This window comes from Aminobacter sp. P4_D5 (assembly GCF_056401815.1).
On sequence record NZ_JBFUIP010000317.1, the window covers coordinates 1 to 3,106 of the forward strand.

At 51.3% G+C, this 3,106-nt stretch carries 2 protein-coding genes; both read right to left on the bottom strand.

All coding sequences use genetic code 11. From position 1 onward, the window contains the following. On the bottom strand, positions 1-952 hold a 952-nt coding region (locus AC1DWF_RS31300), incomplete at its 3' end, for an arginase family protein (protein WP_476842495.1). 528 nt (positions 953-1,480) lie between these two features. Continuing rightward, complete coding sequence (locus tag AC1DWF_RS31305; protein WP_476842496.1) at positions 1,481-3,103, bottom strand: APC family permease; 1,623 nt, start codon at positions 3,101-3,103, stop codon at positions 1,481-1,483. Positions 3,104-3,106: the final 3 nt, after the last annotated feature.

A 3,106-nucleotide genomic window follows, 5' to 3' on the forward strand; every position in this document is an offset into this window, starting at 1 on the left:
CCGCCTTGCAGCCCTCCCAGGCCATCTCCAAGGCCATTTCGGCTACTTTCTTTGGCCCATGCTTCTCAAGATCGAACATGGTCATTACGCTAGTGCCCCGCTGGTGCGCGACAGCGCTTCCCGGGCGGTTTCCGTACCAACCGCCAATTCCCAATTGCACCAAGTTCTTTGGGTGGCAGTTTGGCAGGCCGACGTCATGCATGTGCGAATGGTCGCGATGGGTCGTTTCTCTCCCATCATGAGTGGTCCAGAACCAGGGAGTAGTATGCATTCGTTCATCCATGTCTTTTTCTTGGATGTCGATATGCCTATCAATGTGAATGATTCCGACATTTCCATCGATGTGGGGGGCAATTCCTCGAACGTTCGGGAAACCGAGACTGTGGTCTCCGCCGCAGATGATAGGAAAAACGCCTGACGTATAGATATGCGAAACTGCCTTCGTGACTTGATCGAAGGTCTTCTCAATATTCCCGGGAATAACGAAAATATCCCCCGCATCACAGAGATCTAGTTCCTCATAGATGTCGACGCCACCGTCAAACCAGTAACCATCATAGAGCGCAGATATCCGCCGGACAGCCTGGGGACCAAATCGAGTACCAGGCCGATAAGTCGTGGCGGAATCAAACGGAGCCCCGACAAAAGCTGCTTCGTATTTCCCAATGTTTCGAATGTCCTCGCAATACGGTGACTTCATGAACGTATTGATTCCGGCGAATGCCGGCTGATGGCCACGGCTGAAGAGAGAGATGTTGCGATCAACAACAGACGATGCAGCCTCCAGACCCAATTCAAGTGATCTGGCTGTCTCTTCGGCCTGTTTAGTTTGAGGGATTCGCGTAAGACGTTCTAGTGACTGCCGCCCATGCGTTGAATTTCTTAACTCATCAACATGTGAGTGTGAATGCCCTTTGGCCGCATGATCATGGTCGTGAGGTCCATTTCCCATTTCTCTATCCTCATTAGAATTTACGCCTTCGGACACGCCATGGCGCTTCGCAGTAATTACTCTACTATCCGTATCGTATCTCAATGCGTACTTGAGATGACCTATGTCACCCGCACTTCTTCAATCGAGATGACTGTGTATGAGTATTGTCTGTGAAAAATCTTTCTTCAACATACTGAATCATTATGCAAAACATTGATCGCATCAATTTCCGATATACTGGGCGACCCTGTCTGGACAATGTTGTGGGGCGCAATTGCCAGCCGCTAGGCAGCCTTGGGCAATAGATAGGGGCACTTGGGCTATGCCCTGCCTGGCTAAGCAGGAGCAGAGCTGTCTGGCGAGGGAAGAAACTTTTTAGAGCCGCGCTTCTGCGCGTATCGCCAAGGAAGCAATCGTCAGTTGCCGCGCGGCCGCTTTAGAAGGTGTGAAAGGGTCTAAGATTAGCCTTCAAACAGAAAGACCCTGGCGGAAATGAGATCCGCCAGGGCCTTGCGATACCAAGGGCTATGTAGGCAATGGTGCCTTTTACATGCTGCTTGCTGCCAGGAGGTGCCCGATATAAATCGTCACGCCACCGGTAAGGAGCACAACGTATGGCAGAATGCCCGCGCGCTTCTTGATCAAGTTCTTACCGTCCATCAAGTCTTCCTGCATCCAATCGGGAAAGCGGCCACGATCAGTGACGTAATGTCGAAAGAGGAAAATTGGAATGATGCCTGCGGTGATCAGGAGGCTGGTAAGCAATGCGCGCTCACCCCAAAAATCAGCTCCCCACCCCATGATGAGAAGATTGAGATAGCCACAAACTCCCCCTACCCAAAGCAACCAAGTTGGGCACCGATAGGGTCGAGGCGCATCAGGCCGATCCATCCGATGTAGCCAGCCAGCCTGCAGGTTTAAGAACACGAAGATCATGTAGGTGGTGTTGGCCAGTACGATCAGGAACACGTAGTCCGAGAGCATGAGCAAAAAGGCGTTGAAGATAAGATCGGTCCACATGGCTGCCACGGGAGCGCCGTGACTGTTGAGCTTGGACAAATATTTGGGCAGCCAGCCATCATGAGAACCTTGATACAAGGTACGCGACGACCCTGCCATTGCAGTCATGATCACCAGCGCCACGGACAAGACGAGCATTGTCATAATTATGTTGGCTACGATCGGAGTCGCACCAACCATCTCCGCCATGACACGACCAACGCCCGTCCCATCATAAATTCCCGGATCAAGCAGGCCGTCGAGTCCCAAATACCCCTGAAACGCGATCGGGACTATCGTATAGAAGAAAATGCACAGGACTCCAGAATATACCAACGCCCTCACGGTATCATATCCGGGGTTTTTGAACTCCCGAACATAGCAAACTGCAGTTTCAAACGGATATGTGGACCAAGCCGCCAACAACAAGCCAGCGACGAAGGTGGTGTACCCCGTCATATTCCAGGAACCGAGCTTCAGCTGGCCGGATGCATCTTGCTCAAGCGGAACGAAGGGCAAGAAATGACTGGAGTGCAGATCGCCGGTGAAAAGAGGCACAACGCCAATGAGGAAAAGTGGCACGAGAACCGCTGCAGCGACAATCATCTGCACTTTAGCTGCCTTTAAGATCCCACGATGCTGGATTGCAAAGACAATCAGCATGAGAAAAAGGCCGAGAATTGCTGTCGCATTGATGCGAAGTTGCAAGTCTGATTTAATGTAGCTCAGATCTAGGACAGTGATCGACCACGTTCGTATGAATGCATCAGCCGGAAATAGCATCTGAAGGATGTATCCAGATGCCAATCCAGAACCGACCGCAAGTACGGGTGACCAGGAAAACCAATTCGCCCAAACAGAAATCGGTCCGAGTACTTTACCATACCGTACCCAGGCTATTGCCCCGTAAACTGACGCCCCCCCGGATTTGTTCGGAAACAATCCGGAAATCTCAGCGTAAGTAAAGCACTGGATGAAGCCGATGAACATCGACGCAATCCAAACCAGCGGCGATACATTTCCAACCGCTGATGCTACTGCTCCAATAGAAAATAGAACGAGGACAGGCGTTCCTGAGGCAATCCAGAATGCATGCGTCCAATTCAAGGTGCGATGAAGTTCGAAATCCTGTTTCTCAGCGACATCGGTTATTGGTGTTTGCTCACCAATACT